The following is a 14,007-nucleotide window of genomic DNA, read 5'->3' on the forward strand; positions in this document are numbered from 1 at the left end:
GATCAACCTCCCTTTTCGGCCGAGGCGTTCGCCTGGGCCAGAGCCTGGTGCGTCCAGGCGACGATCTGGGCAGCGCTCATCAGGCCGGCGGACCGCGCGATGACGACCCCGTCTCGATAAAGCAGCAGGGCCGGAATGCCCGAGACGCCCAGCGCACCGGCGGCCTGCGGTTCGGCTTCGGAATTGAGCTTCAGCAATCGGACCTCCGGCTCGAGCCGAACGGCCGCAGCGGCGTACTGGGGCGCCATCGACCGGCAAGGTCCGCACCAAGGCGCCCAGACATCGACGAGCACTGCGCCGCCGCGGGTCTTGCCGGTGTGCGCGGCCAGTTGCGCGCCGCTCACCTCGACCGGAACGCCGGAGAACAGACGCTCGCCGCAGCGGCCGCACTTGGCCGCCAAGGCGTTTTTGTCTTCCGGGGCGCGATTGGTCGCGCCACAGGCGGGACACACAAGCTGGCGCATCACGACGCCCTTTGCGTCCCGGGCTTGATCTTCCGGATGCCCATCACGTCCAGGGCGAGCTTCTCATAGAACGGTTCGCTCTCGCCGCGCTTGACCTTGGCCAGGAAGTATTTCTCGAACCCGACCTTGGCCAAATGGACCCACTTGCCGCTGGCCGACCAGTTGACGTTGCGCGGCGGGATTTGGGGCTGGGCGACGAAAACCACGCCGCCGTCGCCGAAGTCCGCCAGGCAGATGGCGTTCCAGGTCGCCTCGTGCGTTGCGGGCTTGCCATCCAGGATCTCTTTGAAGTTGTGAGCGATGGCCGTGACCATGCTCTCGATCATGAAGCCGGTCTTGGGCACGCCGACCGGCACAGGGGTCTTGCCGGTCGGGGCGATGGCCACGCAGACACCCAGGGCCATAACGTTTTGGAACGTCGGATTGCGCTGGTGCTTGTCGACCAGAATAAAGCCACGCGGATTGGTCAGGCCCATGACGCCATGCACGGCGGCAACACCCCTGAAGGCCGGCAGCATCATCGAATAGGCAAACGGCAGGTCGTGGGTCGCCTTGACGGCGCCGTCATCGGCCACCTCTTCCACGTGCATCAGGCCCGCTTCGACCGAGGTCACGCGGGCGTTGGTGACCCATTTGATGTGCCGCTGGCGCATCTCGCTCTCCAGCAGGCCCTTCGTGTCGCCCACCCCGTCCAAGCCCAGGTGACCGACATAGGGCTCGGAGGTGACGAAGGTCATCGGCACCCTGTCGCGGATTTTGCGGCGCTTGAGCTCGGTGTCGAGGATCATCGCGAACTCGTAGGCCGGGCCAAAGCACGAAGCGCCCTGCACCGCGCCGACGATGATCGGACCGGGATTTTCCACGAAGCGGTCAAAGGCGGCGGCGGCGGTCTCGGCATGATCGACGTGACAGACCGACTGGGTGAAGCCGCCATGCGGCCCAAGGCCCGCAATCTCGTCGAAGGCCAGCTCCGGCCCGGTGGCGATCACCAGATAGTCGTAGTCGAGCAGCACGCCGTCGGTCAGTTCGAGTTGGTTACGCTCGGGCATGACCTTGGCGGCGCCGACGCCCCGGAAGGCGATGCCCTTTTTCTTGAACACCGGCGGCAATACGACCTCGATGGCTTCGCGCTTGCGCCAATGGACGGCGACCCACGGGTTGGACGGCACGAAGTGGAAGGTGTCGCCCTGCGAGACCACCTCGACTTCCGCCTTTTCGCCGACGGCCTGCTTGATCTCGAAGGCGGCGATGGCGCCGCCTAGTCCGGCTCCCAGAATGACGATGCGCGGCTTGGCCATGAGTTCATTCCTCCCTGAGCCGTTGGCTTGGAGCGGCAAGGTCCGCTCGATCCGATAGCCCGGCGTTGATTCAGATCACTTCGGACGGTGATGACCGGCCCTACGATAATCGCGACAATCCTTGACTGAATATTTGAATAGACGCATATGCGCAACTATGAAATTAGAGCCTCACGCCCTCAAGGCCTCTGCGGACGACGCCTGCGCCCTGCTCAAGGCGCTGGCCAATCCGCATCGGCTGATGATCGTCTGCGCGTTGATTGCCGGCGAGCAGTCGGTTGGCGCGCTGGCCCATCTCTTGGGGGTCCGCGAGACCCTGGCCTCGCAACATCTGGGTCTGCTGCGTCGCGATGGCGTTGTCGGCGCCCGGCGCGATGGCCAGACCATCTATTACGATCTTCGCGGCGGTCAGGCCCGCGCCCTGGTCGAGACCCTGTCGCGCCTGTTCTGCGCGGTACCCGAAGCCGCCGCCTACCCCGCCCCTCTCAAGGAGATGCATTGATGTTTGGATCGCCCAAGACCAAGGACCTCACCGCCCATCAGGTGAAGACCGCCCTCGACGCCCAGGAGATCCTGTTGGTCGATGTGCGCGAGCCGGCCGAGTTCGCCGCCGAGCGCATTCCTGGCGCGGTCAATATTCCGCTCTCGAGCTTTGATCCCAAGGCCCTGCCGGACGCCGGCGGCAAGTCCGTGGTGTTCAGTTGCGGTTCGGGCAAGCGCTCGGCCACTGCCGTGGAGTACTGCCAGAAGGCCGGCCATGCGCTGGACACCCACCTGACCGGCGGGATCACAGCCTGGAAGGCCGCCGGCCTCCCCACCGTCCGCTAGAGCATTTTTCGAGCGAAGTGGTTCCGGTTCGCGTGAAGAACAATGCGTCAAAACAAAAGATTGGAGCTCACGGCCTGACGCAGTCAGGTCGGGAAATGCTCTAGCCGACAATCACAAGACCAACCCCTGGAGCGGACGCCATGATGGCACGGCCCTATCTGATCAGCGCCTTGGGAGTCGCCTTGCTGCTCAGCGCCTGCGGCGTATCCAAGGAAGCTCCGGCGCCGGCCGCCAAGACAGCTCCAGCGGCCGACCGTCTGACCATCCGCGCCCAGACCGTAGCCGACCTCAAGCCGGTTCCCGCCACCCTGACCACACGCGACATGGCCGACGCCCGGGCGCGGATCGCCGGAACCTTGGTGGCGCTGAGCGTCAAGGAAGGCGATGTCGTCCGTCAGGGTCAATTGATTGGCCGGATCAAGGATGACCGGCTGGCGCTGCAGACCGGGGCGTTCGACGCCCAGGTCGCCGCCGCCGCCGCCGAAGCCGCCCGCGCCCGGGCCGACCTGGCCCGCACCCGTGATCTCTTTTCACATCGGGTCTATGCCCAGGCCCGCCTGGATCAGGTGGAGGCCCAAGCCAAGGCCGCCAGCGCCAACCTGACAGCCGCCCGCGCCCAGCGCGGGGCCAGCGCCGAACTTGGCGCCCAGGGCGCGATCCTGGCGCCGGCCTCGGGTCGGGTCCTGGTGGCCAATGTCCCGGTAGGCTCGGTGGTGATGCCCGGCCAATCGGTCGCCAGGATCACCGCGGGTCCTCTGGTCGTGCGCATCGAACTGCCGGAGGGCCAGGCGCGGGCCCTGAAGGTCGGCGACCCCGTGGACCTGGCCGCCGACGACCTCCGCGGCGTCGCCGCGCGCGGATCCATCACCCAGATCTATCCTTCGATCACCAGCGGCCAGGTTACCGCCGACGTCACCGCGCCCAACCTGCCCAGCGACCTGATCGGCCAGCGCGTGCGCGCTGCCGTCAAGATCGGCGAGCGTAAGGCGATCATCATTCCCCGGCGTTATGTCGCCACCCGTTTCGGCGTCGACTATGCGCGGCTGGTCGGGGCTGATGGCGTGATCTCGGAATCACCCATCCAGACCCGCGGTGCCGCCTCACCCGACGCCGTCGAGATCCTGTCGGGCCTGCGCCTCGGCGACATCCTGACCCCGGCAGAGGCCGCCCGATGAACCTGGGCCTCTCGGGTCGCCTGACCAAGGCGTCGATCAAGTCGCCGCTGACGCCGCTGATCCTGCTGGCGGCGATCGCCGTGGGCCTGCTGGCCCTGATTTCGATCCCCCGCGAGGAGGAGCCGCAGATCAGCGTGCCCATGGTCGACATCATGGTCGCCGCGCCCGGCCTGCGCGCCCCCGACGCCATCGAACTGGTTGGCAAGCCGCTGGAGACGATCGTCAAGAGCGTCGCCGAGGTCGAACACGTCTATACTTTTGCCGACGACAATCAGGTGATGGTCACAGCCCGCTTCAAGGTCGGGGTCGATCCTGACGCCGCAGCCGTGCGCATCCACGAGAAGATCCGCGCCAACTATGACCGCATTCCCGCTGGCATAGCAGAACCCCTGATCCAGACGCGCGGCATCAACGACGTGCCCAGCCTGGTGCTGACCCTGTCGCCCAAGCCCGGCGCCGCCGGCCAATGGACCGATCAGGCCCTGCATGAGCTGGCCGGCAAGCTGAGGACCGAGGTGGCCAAGGTCGACGACGTCGGCCTGACCTTCATCGTCGGCGGACGGCCCGAGGAGATCCGCATCGCGCCCGATCCGGCGCGCCTGGCCCAGCACGGCGTGTCGCTTGGCGCTTTGATGGACACCGTGCGTCAGGCCACCCGCGCCTTCCCAGCCGGCCAGATCCGGGGCGGCGGCCAGACGATCGACGTCACGGCCGGCCGCAGCATGACTAGCACGGTTGATATTGGCCTTCTGGCCCTGCCGTCCGCGAGCGGCCAGGCGGTCTTTGTCCGAGACGTCGCCGATGTCATCCAGGGTCCTCGCGAGGATCAGGCCCGCGCCTGGCGCTATGCCCGCGTCGATGGCGGCTGGAGCCAGGCGCCGGCGGTCAGCCTGGCCATCGCCAAGCGCAAGGGCGCCAACGCGGTCGTCGTTTCGCAGGCGGTGCTGGCGCGGGTCGAAGCCCTGAAGGGGTCTTTGCTCCCCGATAGCCTGGATGTCGCCGTGACCCGCGACTATGGCGCCACGGCAAACGAGAAGGCCAACGAGCTGCTGTTTCACCTGGGCTTGGCCACCCTGTCGATCGTGGTCTTGATCGGCCTGGCCATCGGCTGGCGCGAGGCGGCGGTGACCGCCGTGGTCATCCCGACCACCATCCTGCTGACCCTCTTCGCCTCCAACCTGATGGGCTACACCATCAATCGGGTCAGCCTGTTTGCCTTGATCTTCTCGATCGGCATCCTGGTCGACGACGCCATCGTCATGATCGAGAACATTGCGCGACATTGGGCGATGGCCGACGGCCGAAGCCGGATCGATGCGGCGGTCGACGCGGTGGCGGAGGTCGGCAATCCGACCGTGGTCGCCACCCTGACGGTGGTCTCGGCCCTGCTGCCGATGCTTTTCGTCTCGGGCCTCATGGGTCCCTACATGGCTCCGATCCCGGTCAACGCCTCGGCGGCCATGGTGTTCTCATTCTTCGTCGCCGTGGTCATCGCGCCCTGGCTGATGGTGCGTTTCGCCCGCAAGACGCTAAACGCCGACGGCCATGGCGCCAAGGGCGGCCACGACGGTGGCGGCAAGCTTGGCGGACTCTATCGCCAGGTCGCGGGCCGGGTCATCGCCACGCGCAAGAGCGCCTGGACCTTCCTGATCGGCGTGGGCCTAGCCACCCTGCTGGCCTGCGCCATGTTCGCCACCAAGACCGTGACGGTGAAACTGCTGCCGTTCGACAACAAGTCGGAGCTGCAGGTGGTGTTGGACATGCCGGAGGGAACCTCGCTGGAGGCCACGGCCCGAGCCTTGTCCGACGCGGCGGTGATCACCCGCGCCCTGCCCGAGGTCACGGCGATCGACGCCTATGCGGGCACGGCCTCGCCTTTCAATTTCAACGGCCTGGTGCGCCACTACTATCTGCGCAATCGCCCCGACCAGGGCGATCTATCGGTCGCCTTGGCCGAAAAGGGCGGGCGCAAGCGCTCCAGCCACGCCGTGGCGCTGGACCTGCGCGAGCGGCTGGCCAAGGTTGTGCTGCCGGGCGGGGCCTCGATCAAGGTGGTCGAGGCCCCGCCCGGACCGCCGGTGATGGCCACCCTGCTGGCCGAGATCTATGGTCCCGACGCCAAGACGCGGCGCGCCGTGGCCGAACGCGTCAAGGCCGCCTTCAAGTCCGTGCCCTACATCGTCGATATCGACGACAGCTACGGCCAGCCTCGGCCCGGCCTGCGCCTGATTCCCGACCGCGATCGCCTGGAGGCCCTGAAGGTCAATGACCGCGAGGTCCTGGACTCGATCAGCGCGGCTTTTGGCGGTCAGGTGGTCGGCTACGCCCATCGCGGCGAGGGGCGCGATCCCCTGGAGATTTCGGTGCGCCTGCCGCAGTCGGCGCGCAGCTGGGGCGAAGGTCTGGCATCCCTGCCCGTGGCCCAGAGCCAGGGTGGCCGGCTCGTGGCGCTGGGCGAGGTGGTCACCGCCACCCAGGAGGCCGGATCGACCCACATCTTCCGCCGCGACGGCCGCGACGTCGATATGATCATGGCCGAACTGGCCGGCGCCTACGAGGCGCCGATCTACGGGATGATGGCGGTCGATAAGGCGATCAAGACCGCCGACTGGGGCAATCTGCAAAGGCCCGACATTCGCATGAACGGCCAGCCGACCGACGAGAGCAAGCCGACCGTGCTCTGGGACGGTGAGTGGGAAATCACCTGGGTGACTTTCCGCGACATGGGCGCGGCCTTCGGGGTGGCGATCCTTGGCATCTATGTGCTGGTCGTCGCCCAGTTCAAGAGCTTCCGCCTGCCGCTGGTGATCCTGACGCCGATCCCCCTGACCCTGGTCGGCATCGTCATCGGCCACATCCTGTTCAAGGCGCCCTTCACCGCCACCTCGATGATCGGCTTCATCGCCCTGGCGGGGATCATCGTGCGCAATTCGATCCTGCTGGTGGACTTCATCCGCCACAGCCAGACCGGCGATCGGCCGCTGCGCGAGGTGTTGCTAGAAGCTGGAGCGATCCGCTTCAAGCCGATCGTTCTGACCGCCCTGGCGGCCATGATCGGCGCGGCGGTGATCCTGTTCGACCCGATCTTCCAGGGCTTGGCGATCTCGCTGCTGTTTGGCTTGGCCTCATCGACGGTGCTGACCGTGCTGGTGATTCCCGCCCTCTACATCGTCCTGCGCGATGACGACCGCCCGCAGGTTCCCAAGGAGTCGACATGACGAGCTTGGACATCGATATCGGCATCGCCTCGCCGGAACGCCAGGCCATCACCGAGGGGCTCTCGCACCTGCTGGCCGACAGCTACACACTGTACCTGAAGACCCACAACTATCATTGGAACGTCACGGGTCCGATGTTCCAGACCCTGCACACCATGTTCATGACCCAGTACACCGAGCTGGGCTTGGCGGTCGATGACATCGCCGAACGGATCCGCACCCTCGGCCATCCCGCCCCGGGCAGCTACGCGGCCTTCGCCAGGCTCTCCAGCATCGCCGAGGAGGACGCCGTCCCGCCGTCGCGCGAGATGATCATCAATCTGGCCAAGGGACACGAAACCGTGACGCGCACGGCCCGAGGGATCTTCCCGATCGCCAAGGCGGCTAGCGACGAGCCGACCTGTGACCTGCTGACACAGCGCATGCAGGTCTCGGAAAGACCGCCTGGATGCTGCGCAGCCTTCTCGACCCGGCCTAGACGACAGGCAGGGCGGTCACCGTCGGCGTCCGCCCAACGCCCTCTTGAACCTCTCTGCGTATCTTCTAAATTAAGCACATGAGCAAGCTCGCCCTCTCTTCGCCGGTCGATGATGTCCAGGATCTCGCCGCCAGCGCCCATGCCGCCGCGCGTTTGCTCAAGCTCCTGGCCAGCGAGCAGCGCCTGCTCATCCTCTGTCGTCTGATCGATGGGGAGGCCTCGGTCGGCGATCTGGCGGTCCATGTTGGAATGGCCCAGTCGGCGACCTCCCAGCACCTTGCCAAGATGCGCGCCGAGGGCTTGGTTGCCACCCGGCGGGAAGCCCAGAACATCTTCTATCGACTGGCCGATCCCGCCGCGATGCGCGTGCTTGAGACGCTGTGCGAGGTCTATCGCGGGGTTGGGACGCGCTGAGCCTCGATCACGACCTCATGCCGTCGTGGTCTTCCAGGCCACATAGGCCGCGACCATCAGCACAAGGGCGGCGAACAACCTGCGCGCCAGCAACGCGCGCCCAGCCAGAAGTCCCGCGCCGCGCACGCCTAGGGCGCCTCCGCCCAGTCCGCCCAGGACAAAGAGACCCGCGACGGGCCAGTCGATCAGTCCGGAGGCGGCATAGTTCAGCGAGGTGGCCGCGCCAAACAGCGAGACCGACAGCAGCGATGAGGCCGTGGCGCTGGCCAGGGTCATGCCTGTAGCCGCTATCAATCCGGGTACAATCAGAAACCCGCCGCCGATCCCGAAAAATCCGGCGGCAAGGCCCGTCAGCACGCCCAGCGGCGCCAGCTTTAGCATCAGGCTCACGCTGATATGGACCAGCGGATCGCCCTCGGACTTGGGGCGACGCATCATCGATAGGGCAATCGCCGCCATCGCGACGGCGAACCACAGTAACAGGCGCTGTCCATCGACAGCCTTGGCCAGGGTCGAGCCCAGGAAGGAGCCGATCAGTCCGGCTCCGGCGAAGACGCTCGCACACGGCCATTTGACGCGCCCTCCCCGGCCATGGCCCACCAGATTAAGCCCGGCATTGACCGCAACCGCCGCGGCCGATGTTCCAATCGCCACGTGGGGATCGTGGACACCAACGACATAGAGCAGCAATGGGGTGGCGAGCACCGACCCGCCGCCGCCGAACAGACCCAGCAGCGCGCCGACGACGACGCCGCTCATCAGGGCCGAAACGATCATGAACAAGGACATACGGCCAACTCGACGGGACTTGTATATTCATATATTCGCATATAAGTACTCTGTCGATAGGAAACCCGAGAGTATGTGATGCGCGAGCCGCCCCCTTCGCCCGACGCTGCCGTGAGCAAGGCGAGATCGATTATCGAACAGGCGCTGGCCGCACCCGTCTCGCGACCGCTGGTGCAAGCCTTCTTCGACGAGGCGACCTCCACGGTCAGCTATGTCGTGCGTGACCCCACCTCATCGGCTTGCGCCATCATCGACAGCGTCCTGGACTATGACGCGGCTTCAGGTAGGACCGCCGAGCGGTCGGCCGACGCACTCATCGCCCATGTCAAGAATCAGGGGCTCACGGTCGTCTGGCAGTTGGAGACCCACGCCCACGCCGACCACCTGTCGGCCGCGCCCTATCTGCAAGGCGCTCTGGGCGGTCGCCTGGCGATCGGCGAGCATATCGTCGACGTTCAAAGCACGTTCGGAAAACTGTTCAATGCGGGACCCGACTTTGCTCGCGATGGCCGGCAGTTCGATCATCTGCTCAAGGACGGTGAGACGTTTTCGATTGGCGAGTTACGGGCCATCGCCCTGCATGTGCCCGGCCACACCCCGGCCTGCATGGCCTATGTGATCGGCGATGCGATCTTCGTCGGCGACACCCTGTTCATGCCCGACTACGGCACCGCCCGCTGCGACTTCCCGGGCGGCGATGCGGCGACGCTGTTCGCCTCGATCTTGCGTCTGCTGGCGCTTCCCGACAAAGCCCGCGTCTTCTTGTGTCACGACTACAAGGCGCCGGGCCGTGACGTCTTTGCCTGGGAGACCACGATCGGCGCTCAACGCCGAGACAACATCCATGTTCACGCGGGCGTTAGCCAGGCTGAGTTCGTGGCGCTGCGCGAGGCGCGCGACCGAACCATGGACATGCCCAGGCTGATCCTGCCTTCCGTCCAGGTGAACATGCGCGGCGGCCATCTTCCAGAGCCGGAAGACAACGGCGTGCGTTACCTAAAGATCCCCCTCAACGCCGTTTGATGAGCGCCATGACCAAACTTCTCGCCATCGTGGCCCCCTGACCGCCGGGCCCATCGCCGCCCATGCCGATCCGACCCGCGTCATGGTCCGGGTCCAGGCGCTCGACGCCAAATTCATCGGCGATCACATGGGCGGGGTTGCGGTCACGCTGAAGGACGCGCGCACCGGGGCGGGTCTGGCCAATGGCTTGACCAAGGGCGGAACGGGCGACAACCAACGGATCATCCGGGCGCCCAGAACGCGCGGCGGCGGCGTGACCGACAGCGCGACCGCCGGCTTCGAAGCCGTCTTGGATCTGAAAGAGCCGACCCTTGTGCGGGCCGAGGCGGCGGGTCCGATGGGCAAACCGCGCGCCTCCATCCGTGTGACGTCCGAACTCTGGGTCATACCTGGGCGTGACATCCTGGGCGACGGCTGGATCCTCACCCTGCCGGGCCTGGTTGTCGAACCGGCGGCGTCATCGACACCGGAGGGCGCCGTGACCATCACGGCGAAAGTCGCCTTGATGTACGGCTGTCCCATCGAGAAGGGCGGCCGTGGGACGCGGCCAATTAGTCCTGGGTCTGCTGAGCCTGAGGCTTCATGAACATCTCCGAGGTGGGGGTGAACTCCACCATCCGGCCCAGATACATGAGGCCGGTATTGTCGGAGATGCGCGCGGCCTGGCCCAGGTTGTGGGTGACGATGACGATGCATCTCGTCTTGGAACCAGACCTCGACAGGCGTGCCGGACGTCAGGCCAGATTGAATACGCGCCAGCGCCCCTGCGAAGCCTTCAACAGCCTCATCGACGAGCCAGACCGCATCAAATCCATCGGACATCGCCAATGGGCCAAAGGTTCACGCTAGGGGCGATTGGTATAAGATCAATTGGGTAACCCTCGGCCCGATGCCGTCAGCCATGCCGACAAATGAAAAGAGCGCCGGCGATAAACAGCGCTCTTTATGGAACGAAAAACCTTTTATTTCAGAGACCTATGCTGACTTTCTGATAGTCTGCGATAGCCCTAAAACGATGCCCCGTCATTCCCATTCAATCGTCCCGGGCGGCTTTGACGTAACGTCATAGACGACCCGATTGACCCCCCGGACTTCGTTGATGATCCGAGTGGCGGTCTTGCCCAACACATCCCACGGGAACTCGAAAAAGTCGGCGGTCATGCCGTCGGTCGAGGTCACGGCGCGCAGGGCCAGCACGTTCTCGTAGGTGCGGGCGTCGCCCATGACCCCTACCGTTTTCACGGGGAGGAGAACGGCGAAGGCCTGCCAGATCTGGTCATAGAGGCCTGCCTTGCGGATCTCGTCGAGATAGATGGCGTCGGCCTGCTGGAGCACATCGACCTTCTCGGGGGTAATGTCGCCCGGGATGCGGATCGCCAGACCTGGACCGGGGAACGGATGACGGCCGACGAAGGCCGGCGCCAGACCCAGCTCGACGCCCAGGGCGCGCACCTCGTCCTTGAACAGCTCGCGCAGCGGCTCGACCAGCTTCAGCTTCATGAAATCCGGCAGGCCGCCGACATTGTGGTGGCTCTTGATCACCGCCGAGGGGCCGCCGCGCGCCGAGACGCTCTCGACCACGTCGGGATAGAGGGTGCCCTGGGCCAAGAAGTCGGCGCCGTCGATCTTGGCGGCCTCGCGATCGAAGATGTCGATGAACTTGCCGCCGATGATCTTGCGCTTGGTCTCCGGATCGCTGACCCCGGCCAAGGCGCCCAGGAACTCGTCGCCGGCGTCCACATGGACCAGCGGGATATTGTAGTGGTCGCGGAACAGGGTCACCACCTGCTCGGCCTCGTTGTGACGCAGCAGGCCCGTGTCGACGAACACGCAGGTCAGCTGGTCGCCGATCGCCTCGTGGATCAGCACGGCGGCCACCGAGCTGTCGACGCCGCCCGACAGGCCGCATATCACCTTGCCGGTCCCGACCTGTTCGCGGATCTTGCCGACCATCTCCTGGCGGAAGGCGGCCATGGTCCAGTCGCCCTTCAGGCCGGCCAGCTTGAGGAAGTTGCGATAGATCTGGGCCCCGTTGACGGTGTGCACCACCTCGGGGTGGAACTGGACGCCGTAGATCTTGCGGGCGTCATTGGCGATGGCGGCGAACGGCGCGCCGGTCGAGGTGGCTATCACCTCGAAGCCTTCGGGAATGGCGGTGACGCGGTCGCCGTGGCTCATCCAGACGGTTTCCAGTTGACCCACACCGGCCAGACCCTCGAACAGCGGGCTGTCCTTGCCCACGGTCAGTTCCGCGCGCCCGAATTCGCCGGCATGGCCGCCCTCGACTTGGCCGCCCAGCACGTCGCACAGCAATTGTTCGCCATAGCAGACCGCTAACAGCGGCACGCCAATCTCGAACAGCTTCTTGCCGATGCGGGGGCTGTCGGCCTCCAGCACGCTGGCGGGACCACCCGACAGAATGATGGCCGAGGGGGCGTAGTCGTCGACCAGGGCCTCGGCCTTGTCGAACGGGTGGATTTCGCAATAGACGCCCGCCTCGCGCACCCGACGGGCGATCAGCTGGGTCACCTGGCTGCCGAAATCGACGATCAGGACGCGCTGGTGGTGGGTTTCAGTGGTCATGCGCGGGTCCTTTTCAGTGTCGTCATTCGGTGTCGGATCCCCTGCCCCGGCGGGAGAAGACTAGGCCGTGCGTTCCATTACCGCAGTGAAGAAGCCGTCGGTGCCGGCGCCCTTGGGCGTCAGGCGCAGATGGCCCTGCGGAGTGAGGTATTGCTGCACGCCGTCCAGCGTAATCGGCACGGTGGAGAAGCCCGGATGGCGTTCGAGGAAAGCCGCGACGCGGTCCTCGTTCTCCTCGACCAGCAGCGAACACGTCACATAGATCAGTCGACCGCCCACCTTCACGAAGTCGGCCGCATCGGTCAGCACCGCGTCCTGCTCGATCTGGCGCTTGGCCAGCTGATCGGGCGACAGCCGCCACTTGGCGTCCGGGTGACGGCGCCACGTGCCCGAGCCCGTGCAGGGCGCGTCGACAAATACCAGGTCCAGCTTGCTCTCCAGACCTTTCAGCGGCTCGCCCTCGATCGGCGAGCGGATTTGCAGATTGCGCACCCCGGCCCGTTGCGAGCGGCGGATGGTGTCGGCCAGCCGGCGGGGGTCGCTGTCGTGAGCGTAGATCTGGCCGCTGTTGCCCATGGCGGCTGCCAGGGCCAGGGTCTTTCCCCCGCCCCCGGCGCAGAAATCAAGCACCTGCTTGCCCTTGATCGGACCTGCCGTGGCGGCGGCGATCTGCGAGCCCAGGTCCTGGACCTCGAACCAGCCCCTGGAGAAGGCCGGCACGGCCTCGACAGACGGAGTACGGTCAGCGGCTTGCGGCGCAGGAATGCGGAAGGCCGCCTCAAGCACGCCAGCGGGCTCGGCGCCGATGGCGGCTACGGCCTTGGCGCCGCGCGGCACGTCGGTCTTAAGAAAGTTGATGCGGAGGTCGACCGGCGCGCGTTGCGACAGCGCCGCCATCTCGGCCGCCCGGTCTTCGCCCAGGGCGCGGTTCAGGAAGGGCTCCAGCCAGTCAGCATAGTCGCCGGCGATGGCGGCGGGCGCCTCGGCGATCGACCGCGGCGACGCGATGGCGGCCAGTTCGACCTCGGTCAGGACGCCGGGTCCATGCTCTTCGCCGACCGCCTCGGCGATGCGCTCGACGGACCAGGCCCAGTCGTGGGCCAGCACGCCCAGCACCACGCCGCGAACACTGTCGTCGCCCATCATCCAGCCCAGCGAGCGCTTGCGGCGCAGGGCGTCCAGCGCCAGGCCGGAGACGAAGGCCCGATCCTTCGAACCGGCATAGCGGGCGCTCTCGCCCCAGCGCTTCAGCGCCATCCGTACAGGGAAATGGCGCGTCTCGATCTCGGTGAGAACCTCGATCGCCGCTGTCAGTCTACCGCCGTCACGCATGTTGTTTTCAGATCACCAAGGCCGCCAGGATCAGGCCAATGCCGACCAGGGAAGCAAGCCAGACCAGCGAGCGGATGACCGGCACGCCGAAGGCATAGAGAAAGACATAGACTACCCGCGCGCCGACATAGAGCGCGGCGCCGCCGCAGGTCAGCGTTCCGAGCCGGCCGCCCAGATAGGCGACGAGCACGGCCACAGCGAAAAACGGAAAGGTTTCGCGGAAATTGGCGAAGGCGCGTTGCAGGCGCCCAGCCATTCCCGTGAGCTCCACCGGCGTATCGCGGGGACCGACATTCCACTTGAGACCGCGCTGCGGCTGGGCCGCGGCGCTCGCCCACAACAGGTGGACGAGGCCGATCACCACGGCTGCCGCCAGCATCTGGAGTTCGAAGGCCATCCGCACGG

Annotated in this window: 15 protein-coding genes; 9 read left to right on the forward strand and 6 right to left on the reverse strand. The window is 66.1% G+C overall.

Going from position 1 to position 14,007, the window contains the following annotated elements; all coding sequences use genetic code 11:
- Positions 1-2: 2 nt before the first annotated feature.
- Both ACP694_RS18900 and ACP694_RS18905 read right to left on the reverse strand, forming a co-directional pair.
- Positions 3-464: a thioredoxin domain-containing protein gene (locus ACP694_RS18900; RefSeq protein ID WP_426015034.1), complete on the reverse strand. Its 462-nt coding sequence runs from the start codon at positions 462-464 to the stop codon at positions 3-5.
- Positions 464-1,762, reverse strand: a complete 1,299-nt coding sequence (locus ACP694_RS18905; protein ID WP_426015036.1) for an NAD(P)/FAD-dependent oxidoreductase — start codon at positions 1,760-1,762, stop codon at positions 464-466. The genes ACP694_RS18900 and ACP694_RS18905 overlap by 1 nt, the downstream gene beginning before the upstream one ends.
- Before the next feature lie 157 nt (positions 1,763-1,919).
- On the opposite strand from ACP694_RS18905, the gene ACP694_RS18910 reads away from it, so the two are divergent.
- The 6 genes from ACP694_RS18910 (at position 1,920) to ACP694_RS18935 (ending at position 7,875) form a co-directional block, all read left to right on the forward strand.
- Positions 1,920-2,264, forward strand: coding sequence for an ArsR/SmtB family transcription factor (locus tag ACP694_RS18910; RefSeq protein WP_426015038.1), 345 nt, complete (start codon positions 1,920-1,922; stop codon positions 2,262-2,264).
- A complete protein-coding gene (locus ACP694_RS18915; RefSeq protein ID WP_426015040.1) occupies positions 2,264-2,590 on the forward strand; it encodes a rhodanese-like domain-containing protein in 327 nt (108 codons plus the stop codon). Before ACP694_RS18910 ends, ACP694_RS18915 begins: the two co-directional genes overlap by 1 nt.
- Positions 2,591-2,730: 140 nt before the next feature.
- Positions 2,731-3,765: an efflux RND transporter periplasmic adaptor subunit gene (locus tag ACP694_RS18920; RefSeq protein ID WP_426015043.1), complete on the forward strand. Its 1,035-nt coding sequence runs from the start codon at positions 2,731-2,733 to the stop codon at positions 3,763-3,765.
- A complete protein-coding gene (locus ACP694_RS18925) occupies positions 3,762-6,983 on the forward strand; it encodes an efflux RND transporter permease subunit (protein ID WP_426015046.1) in 3,222 nt (1,073 codons plus the stop codon). The genes ACP694_RS18920 and ACP694_RS18925 overlap by 4 nt, the downstream gene beginning before the upstream one ends.
- Positions 6,980-7,543, forward strand: a complete 564-nt coding sequence (locus tag ACP694_RS18930; RefSeq protein ID WP_426015048.1) for a Dps family protein — start codon at positions 6,980-6,982, stop codon at positions 7,541-7,543. The genes ACP694_RS18925 and ACP694_RS18930 overlap by 4 nt, the downstream gene beginning before the upstream one ends.
- Complete coding sequence (locus ACP694_RS18935; RefSeq protein WP_426015050.1) at positions 7,540-7,875, forward strand: ArsR/SmtB family transcription factor; 336 nt, start codon at positions 7,540-7,542, stop codon at positions 7,873-7,875. Before ACP694_RS18930 ends, ACP694_RS18935 begins: the two co-directional genes overlap by 4 nt.
- 15 nt (positions 7,876-7,890) lie before the next feature.
- Here the strand turns inward: ACP694_RS18935 and ACP694_RS18940 are convergent, their stop codons facing one another.
- Positions 7,891-8,664 carry a sulfite exporter TauE/SafE family protein gene (locus ACP694_RS18940; protein WP_426015052.1) on the reverse strand — a complete coding sequence of 258 codons (774 nt, stop codon included), beginning with the start codon at positions 8,662-8,664 and terminating at the stop codon, positions 7,891-7,893.
- 78 nt (positions 8,665-8,742) lie between these two features.
- Between ACP694_RS18940 and ACP694_RS18945 the strand changes: the two genes are divergently transcribed.
- The 3 genes from ACP694_RS18945 (at position 8,743) to ACP694_RS18955 (ending at position 10,536) form a co-directional block, all read left to right on the forward strand.
- Positions 8,743-9,687, forward strand: coding sequence for an MBL fold metallo-hydrolase (locus ACP694_RS18945; protein WP_426015054.1), 945 nt, complete (start codon positions 8,743-8,745; stop codon positions 9,685-9,687).
- An 82-nt stretch (positions 9,688-9,769) separates the two neighbouring features.
- Positions 9,770-10,273, forward strand: a complete 504-nt coding sequence (locus tag ACP694_RS18950; protein WP_426015056.1) for a hypothetical protein — start codon at positions 9,770-9,772, stop codon at positions 10,271-10,273.
- Positions 10,270-10,536: a hypothetical protein gene (locus tag ACP694_RS18955; protein WP_426015058.1), complete on the forward strand. Its 267-nt coding sequence runs from the start codon at positions 10,270-10,272 to the stop codon at positions 10,534-10,536. The genes ACP694_RS18950 and ACP694_RS18955 overlap by 4 nt, the downstream gene beginning before the upstream one ends.
- Positions 10,537-10,710: 174 nt before the next feature.
- Here the strand turns inward: ACP694_RS18955 and guaA are convergent, their stop codons facing one another.
- The 3 genes from guaA to ACP694_RS18970 are packed head-to-tail and all read right to left on the reverse strand — an operon-like array spanning position 10,711 to position 14,005.
- Positions 10,711-12,270: a glutamine-hydrolyzing GMP synthase gene (guaA, locus tag ACP694_RS18960; protein WP_426015060.1), complete on the reverse strand. Its 1,560-nt coding sequence runs from the start codon at positions 12,268-12,270 to the stop codon at positions 10,711-10,713.
- 60 nt (positions 12,271-12,330) lie between these two features.
- Positions 12,331-13,602, reverse strand: a complete 1,272-nt coding sequence (locus ACP694_RS18965; protein WP_426015062.1) for an RsmB/NOP family class I SAM-dependent RNA methyltransferase — start codon at positions 13,600-13,602, stop codon at positions 12,331-12,333.
- A gap of 7 nt (positions 13,603-13,609) precedes the next feature.
- The gene (locus ACP694_RS18970) at positions 13,610-14,005 is read right to left on the reverse strand and encodes an MAPEG family protein (RefSeq protein WP_426015063.1); all 396 of its coding nucleotides are present in this window, start codon (positions 14,003-14,005) and stop codon (positions 13,610-13,612) included.
- Positions 14,006-14,007: the final 2 nt, after the last annotated feature.

It is taken from the genome of Caulobacter sp. DWR2-3-1b2, assembly GCF_049896345.1.
GTDB lineage: Bacteria > Pseudomonadota > Alphaproteobacteria > Caulobacterales > Caulobacteraceae > Caulobacter.

What these genes read in the sequence shown, in the direction of transcription:
- ACP694_RS18915 (WP_426015040.1), top strand. Translation starts at nt 2,264, where the DNA reads ATGTTTGGATCGCCCAAGACCAAGGACCTCACCGCCCATCAGGTGAAG.
- ACP694_RS18955 (WP_426015058.1), top strand. Translation starts at nt 10,270, where the DNA reads ATGAACATCTCCGAGGTGGGGGTGAACTCCACCATCCGGCCCAGATAC.
- ACP694_RS18965 (WP_426015062.1), bottom strand. Translation starts at nt 13,602, where the DNA reads ATGCGTGACGGCGGTAGACTGACAGCGGCGATCGAGGTTCTCACCGAG.
- ACP694_RS18925 (WP_426015046.1), top strand. Translation starts at nt 3,762, where the DNA reads ATGAACCTGGGCCTCTCGGGTCGCCTGACCAAGGCGTCGATCAAGTCG.
- ACP694_RS18935 (WP_426015050.1), top strand. Translation starts at nt 7,540, where the DNA reads ATGAGCAAGCTCGCCCTCTCTTCGCCGGTCGATGATGTCCAGGATCTC.
- ACP694_RS18905 (WP_426015036.1), bottom strand. Translation starts at nt 1,762, where the DNA reads ATGGCCAAGCCGCGCATCGTCATTCTGGGAGCCGGACTAGGCGGCGCC.
- ACP694_RS18940 (WP_426015052.1), bottom strand. Translation starts at nt 8,664, where the DNA reads ATGTCCTTGTTCATGATCGTTTCGGCCCTGATGAGCGGCGTCGTCGTC.
- ACP694_RS18950 (WP_426015056.1), top strand. Translation starts at nt 9,770, where the DNA reads ATGGTCCGGGTCCAGGCGCTCGACGCCAAATTCATCGGCGATCACATG.
- ACP694_RS18920 (WP_426015043.1), top strand. Translation starts at nt 2,731, where the DNA reads ATGATGGCACGGCCCTATCTGATCAGCGCCTTGGGAGTCGCCTTGCTG.
- ACP694_RS18910 (WP_426015038.1), top strand. Translation starts at nt 1,920, where the DNA reads ATGAAATTAGAGCCTCACGCCCTCAAGGCCTCTGCGGACGACGCCTGC.
- ACP694_RS18900 (WP_426015034.1), bottom strand. Translation starts at nt 464, where the DNA reads ATGCGCCAGCTTGTGTGTCCCGCCTGTGGCGCGACCAATCGCGCCCCG.
- ACP694_RS18945 (WP_426015054.1), top strand. Translation starts at nt 8,743, where the DNA reads ATGCGCGAGCCGCCCCCTTCGCCCGACGCTGCCGTGAGCAAGGCGAGA.
- ACP694_RS18930 (WP_426015048.1), top strand. Translation starts at nt 6,980, where the DNA reads ATGACGAGCTTGGACATCGATATCGGCATCGCCTCGCCGGAACGCCAG.
- guaA (WP_426015060.1), bottom strand. Translation starts at nt 12,270, where the DNA reads ATGACCACTGAAACCCACCACCAGCGCGTCCTGATCGTCGATTTCGGC.